This is a genomic window from Microbacterium hibisci, from assembly GCF_015278255.1.
In the GTDB taxonomy this organism is placed as follows: domain Bacteria; phylum Actinomycetota; class Actinomycetes; order Actinomycetales; family Microbacteriaceae; genus Microbacterium; species Microbacterium hibisci.
The window spans coordinates 207,496-213,542 of record NZ_JADIJC010000007.1 but is presented as its reverse complement, the minus strand read 5'-3'; the positions used below and the strand labels follow the sequence as shown (position 1 = coordinate 213,542).

The following is a 6,047-nucleotide window of genomic DNA, read 5'->3' as shown; positions in this document are numbered from 1 at the left end:
TCTCGCCATACGACGCCTTGAAATCAGCCATGATCCATCCCTTCGAAACCAGCGGACCCGATCAGGTCCTCCCGCAGGCTAGCGCCACCCGCCACGCCCCCACGATGGGGACCATTCCCCATATGGACAAAACAGGCGGACCGACCCGTCCGTGTCACCCGACCAGCGGCAGCTGCACCGTGACGAAGCGCCCGTTCTCGACGAAGAGGCCTCGTCCCGGCGGGAACTCGTGGCGCTGCACCTTGGGGAAGGGCACCTTGAAGAGGGACTCGCCGTCGTAGCTCTCCGGGCGCAGCGCGATGCCGTGCCGGCCGGCCTTGAGCTCGCCCACGAGGCCGTAGCCGCTGGAGAGCTGCGTCACGTCGCCGTCGGCCACGAGGAAGTGATCGCTGCGGTTGACGGCCTGGAAGAGCTCCTTGAGAGGCCGCTCGGCGTCGGTGTCGCCGAACTCGGTGAGATTCTCGACGACGATCGCGATGCGGCTGGGCACCGTGTCGTCGGCGACGATCTCCTTGAGCTCCTTGGCGAGCGCGCGCACATCCTCGATGCCGATCGCGCTGCGGCGCCATGGCCGCTCCTCGCGCAGCACGGCACGTCGCCCGCCGAAGTGGAACAGCTCCACCGCCGGATCGAAGCGCACGAGCGCGTCCACGATGCCGCGCACCGCGGTCGTCTTGCCCGACTGCGGCGGACCTGCCACCACGAACGTGCCGACCGGCTCGAAGCCCTTGGGGCCGAGCGTGTCGTCGCCGATGCCGAGAACGGGCATCTCGTCGGCGCGGTCGGGCAGCGAGGCGGCATCCAGTTCGGTCGGGAGCGAGCCGATGTTGCGCGCCTCCACCGCGCCGGCCGCCCGAAGGGCGGCGGCGAACTGCTCGCCGGCGGCGTTCTGCTCGGCGACGTTGGTGGTGCCGCCCAGGACGGCGATCTGCGTCTCGAGGCCGTCGACGATGGCGCGACCCGGCACGCTGCGCTCGTTGAGCACGTCCTTCGGCACGCCGAGGATGGAGTACGCGCCCTCGTCCGACATGCGCAGCACGATCCGCTTGGTGACGTTCGCGCTCACCGCGGTGGGCACGGCGCCGTAGCGGTCGGCCGTTGCGACGACGTGGATGCCGAGCGGACGGCCCTCACCGAGGATGCGCATGAAGATGGCGTAGTAGGAGGCGCGGGCGGAAGTCGTCTCCCAGTCCTGCTTGAAGACGCCGAAGCCGTCGAGCAGGAGGATCACACGCGGCTCGGAGAAGTCCCCGGTGATGCTGCGGTATTCGCTCAGCGACGCCGCGTTGACCTCGGAGTACCGCTTGCCGCGGTCGTCGAGCATCTGCCGCATCGTGCGCAGCAGTCGCTGCACACGCTCGACGTCGTCGCCCGCGACGACCGATCCGACGTGGGGCATCGTCTCGAGCGAGCGGAGCGCCCCGGTCCCGAAGTCGATGCCGTACACCGCGACGCGTCCGGCCTCGGGGCGGGCGCCCGCCGCGATGCCCACCGTGCGCAGAGCGGCCGACTTGCCGGCGCCGCTCGTGCCGTACACGAGCATGTGGCCGTCGGTGTCGGGCGTGAAGAACACCGCCTCCTGCAGCTGGCGCTGGGGGATGTCGGCCAGGCCGAGGGGGATGCGTCCGTCGCCCTCCATCGGCAGATCGCGCAGGTCGATCGTGGTGGCGAGGTCGTCGAGCCACGGCCGTCGAGGAGCGGGGATGCCGGCGTCGGCGGCTGCCGCGACCAGGTTCGCGACGAGCCGCTTCTGGTCGTTGGGCCCGAGGTCCTCGTCGTGCGTGTCGGACTCGCCCTCTGCGTCGCTCTCCCACAGCGTCACCGACCCGAACCGGAGTTCGGCCACGCGCACCTGTGCACGGTCGGGCTCGTCGGTCGTCCAGCCGCCGGCGTAGCCGGACTGGAACGGCACGAGGCGACCGGGACCCGTCTTGGCGATGCCGCGGCCCGGCAGTGACGGGTCGAACGTCGAGGCGACCACGTCGCCCACGACGTCGTTCGAGTCCGCGGCGTCTGCCATGCGCAGCGCGACGCGCAGGTTCGTGTTGGCGCGCAGGTTGTCTTTGATGACGCCGGCCGGCCGCTGCGTCGCCATGATGAGGTGGATGCCGAGAGACCGGCCCCGCTGGGCGATGTCGACGACGCCGTCCACGAACTCCGGCACCTCGGTCGCGAGCGCCGCGAACTCGTCGATGACGAGGATGAGCGCCGGCGGCGTATCCGGGTCCTGGCGCTTCTCGAGCTCGAGCAGGTCCTTCGCCTTCTTGCGGTTGAAGAGGTGCTCGCGGTGGTGCAGCTCCGCCCTCAGGCTGGTGAGCGCGCGCCGCACCAGGTGCGGCGACAGGTCTGTCACCAGACCCACGGTGTGCGGCAGCTCCACGCAGTCCGCGAAGGCCGAGCCGCCCTTGTAGTCCACGAACAGGAACGTCACGCGGTCGGGACTGTACTCGGCGGCCATGCCCAGCACCCAGGCCTGCAGGAACTCGGACTTGCCCGAGCCGGTGGTCCCGCCGACCAGGGCGTGCGGGCCCTGCGTCCGCAGGTCGAGCGACATCGCGTCGGGGCTCCCCTGCCCGATGTAGGCCTTGAGGGTTCCGGCGCGCTTGAGGCGTGGGCGAGGTCCGCGGCTTCGGTCGAGGATCGAGTTGTTCTGCCGCCAGCGCTCGACCGCCGCCTGCGGCTCTGCGGCCATGTCGGTGCCGATGAGGCGCAGCATCGACACGCTCGCCGGCAGGTCGGACGAGTCGGCGGCGACCGAGCTGGAGTCCACGACGGGAGCCAGGCGCTTGGCGAAGATCTCGGCGTAGCCGCGCGACACGCCTTCGATCTGCACGGTCCGCGCCCGGTGCCCGGCACGCACCCAGCCGACCATCGCGTCGTCGAGGCCGCCGGAGACGTCGATGAACGTGCGGCAGGCGGCCGGCAGCGACTCCACGGTGGGGGCGACGAAGATCGTGTAGACCCCGGCATCCGGTCCGCGTTCGATGACCTGCGTGAGCCGAGGACGGTCCACCGGCGCATCGTGCGTCACGAAGAGCACGAGCGACACGTCCGGTACGGACGTGTTGTCGCGCCCCTCGCCGACGGACTTGCCGAGCGCCATCGAGGTCTCGCTCTCCGATACCGGGCCGCGGCGCGTCGCCGAGCCCGACAGTCGCTCGAGGATGGCCTCCTCCAGCCCGTTGAGCAGAGCGGTGCCGGCGGACTGGCTGTCGGCCAGCGCCATCTCGGCGAAGGGCGAGCGCGGACTCGTGGTGTGAGGCAGCCACTTCATCCACTCCATGTCGCCGGTCCAGGCCGGGTCGATGATCGCGGCTGTGACGACCTCGTTCGGCGCGTGCAGGCCGAACAGCTGCACGCCGAGGCCGCGCACCACGTCGGCGGCGAGCTCGCGCGGTCCGGCGATGCCGATCGCGCCGGCCGAGGGCAGCAGCTCGATCGCGGGCACGTCGTCGATCTGCGCGAACCGGTCGCGCAGCACGCGCACCTGCTGCGCGTACTGGGCGATGCCGCGCTGGTCGTTGGGCTCCTGCACCGTGTTGCGGCTGTCGGCCGTGCCGACGCCCAGGCGCAGACCCAGGAAGTTCCAGTGCTCGGGGCGGCGGGTCCACAGCAGCGGACCGAGCGACATCGCGTTCTCGTAGATGGTCGCCGTCGCCGGCGCCTCGGCGCGTCGCCGCTCCCGCTCCCGCTGCTCCTCGTTCTCGAGCTGCTCCTCGAGCTCGTCGATCTGCGTCTCGAAGGTGTCGATCTCGAGTGCGAGCTTCTTGCCCTGCTGCGTGCGCTGGCCGATGAAGTTGCCGAGCATCATGAGAGGGGCCATGAACACGATGAGCAGCGAGGTGGGACGCTGCGTGATCCCGAACATCGCGAAGCCGAGGAGCACCGGCGCCATGATCATCGGCCACGGGAAGATCCGCGGGTCGGCTTCGTTCGGGATGATCGGATGCCGGAACTCGCGGCCCGTGTAGCGGTCCTCCACGCGCGGAGAACGGTTGAACATCAGCGCGCCGCCGCGCTCGAGCACGAGCGAGTCGTCGGTCTGCGGGCGCGGGGCGAGGGCGAACGACACCTCGGTCGCGCCGATGGTGATGCGCTGGCCCGGCAGCACGCGCACGCGCTGCACGAGGCCGCCGTCGACGATGAGGCCGTTGGCCGAGTTCAGGTCGATCAGGTCGATGCCCTGATCGACGTCGACGCGCGCGTGGCGCTTCGAGACCTGCGCGTCGTTCAGCAGCACCTGCGCCGGCGCGACCCGGCCGATGATGCTCGAACCTGCCGGCAGCGGGATCGTGCGGCCGGCGTCGGGTCCGTTGTGGATGCGCATGACCGCCGCGGTGGCGGCATCCGCCCCCGTCGCGAGCGCCGGGACGACGGACGCGTCGAATCCCGAGCCGATGGGCGCATCGGCGATGGGCATGGAGGGGGCCAGGTGCACCGGCTGTCCCGCGGGCGAGGCGACGAGAAGCGTCGGAACCTCGCTCGCGTTGACGCCGCCCGGTGCCGCGAGGGCATCGCCGTCGGCGAGGGCGCGGGCGACGTCCTGCACGGTGGCCGTCGCGTCGGCGGTCACCAGCACGTCGACGGTCGATCCCACGCCACGACGCAGGCTCAGCTTCAGCTTCACGAATCGGCACCTCTCGCCACGAGTTCGAACGACCTGCCGCCCACTTGGACCGACCAGCCGAGCGGCACACGGGCCGCCTGATCTGCCGGCACGTCGACGACGTCACCGCCCGGCGACACGAGCTGCGTGCCGTTGCGCGAGCCGCGGTCGACCACCCACAGGCCGTCGGCGTCCTGCCCGAACGCCGCGTGGGTCTTCGACATGAGCCGCTGCGGGTCTTCGAGGCGCACGAGCGCCTCGACCTGCTCCCCCTGCGCCGGCTCCGGGTCGCGGCCGATGAGGCCGCGCCCGGGCACGCGCACGATCGAGCCGTCGTCGAAGCGGATCATCGCCTGCGCACGCCGCGAGCCGACCGGTGACGGACCGGTGCCCGGCGACGACTGCACGACGGGCGCAGGTCCGGCGGCCGCTGCAGTTGCGCCGGAAGCCGATGCCGACAGCGGGGCTGCGGCGGGCGGGGCCGCTGCCGGTACCGGCTGGGCCGGGGCCGGCATGGGCGCTGCGGCGGGTGGCTGGGCGGCGGGCGTCGCTGGGGCGGGAGCGTGGGCGGGGGCGGGGGCGGGAGCGTGCGCGGGGGCGGCAGCCGGCGCGGCGGGTGCCGGTGCGGCGGCCGAGATGCCGGGTGCCCCGGTCACGAGGCCGGTGGCGGCGTGCGCGGTCGCGGCGCCGCCCGGCACCTGCGCGATGACGCTCGCGTCCACTCCGTCGGCGGGACCCTCCCACTGGGCGCCGGTGCTGCCGGGACCGACCACCCCGGCGCGCGAGCGCGCGCCCGGGATGCGCAGCGCGACGGCGGCGTCGGCGTCGCTGGCCATCGAGGGCAGCTCTTCGCTCTGATCCGGTCGGCCGGCGGCGGCGCGGCGTGCGTGGCGCAGCGCCTTGGCGTCGAACGGGTCGAGTCCGGCGCGGGCGTCGATCACCCAGCAGCGGCCGACGCGATCCAGGATGCTGCGCCCCCGGTCCTGCGGATCCCACACGCCGGACGCGAACATGAGCGCCGGTCCGACGAGCGGCACGATCCCGCTCGCCCACAGCACGAGGATCCGCAGCACGACGCGCCAGAAGCCGACGCGTCCGAAGTCGTCCACGTCGATGGAACGCAGTCGCATCGCCGCCTTGCCCGCGGTGACGCCGCGCCGCCCGTGCAGCACGAGCTGCAACAGACCGAACAGCAGCGGCAGCGCCGCGCCGATGACGATCAGCAGCGGCCCCACGAACGACGTGTCGCCGAGCGCGATCATGACGGCGCCGATGACGGCGGGCGAGGCCAGGAGCAGCCAGATGGCCGCGTCGATGGCGAACGCGAGCGACCGGATGCCGGTGGCGGCCGGCACGATCCCGAGAGCAGCGGCGGCTTCGGGGCTGGAATCCGGGGCGGGAGGGGGGACGGATGCGGGGAGGGTCATCGGCTTCCTCGAGG

Annotated in this window: 2 protein-coding genes; both read right to left on the bottom strand. The window is 72.2% G+C overall.

The genetic code is table 11. From position 1 onward, the window contains the following. Positions 1-154: 154 nt before the first annotated feature. Positions 155-4,627 carry a type VII secretion EssC family protein gene (locus tag IM770_RS14215; RefSeq protein WP_203581805.1) on the bottom strand — a complete coding sequence of 1,491 codons (4,473 nt, stop codon included), beginning with the start codon at positions 4,625-4,627 and terminating at the stop codon, positions 155-157. Next, positions 4,624-6,033, bottom strand: a complete 1,410-nt coding sequence (locus IM770_RS14210) for an RDD family protein (RefSeq protein ID WP_203581804.1) — start codon at positions 6,031-6,033, stop codon at positions 4,624-4,626. The genes IM770_RS14215 and IM770_RS14210 overlap by 4 nt, the downstream gene beginning before the upstream one ends. Positions 6,034-6,047 lie beyond the last annotated feature (14 nt).

Coding starts and splice junctions, on each gene's coding strand:
- IM770_RS14210 (WP_203581804.1), bottom strand. CDS start 6,033: ATGACCCTCCCCGCATCCGTCCCCCCTCCCGCCCCGGATTCCAGCCCC.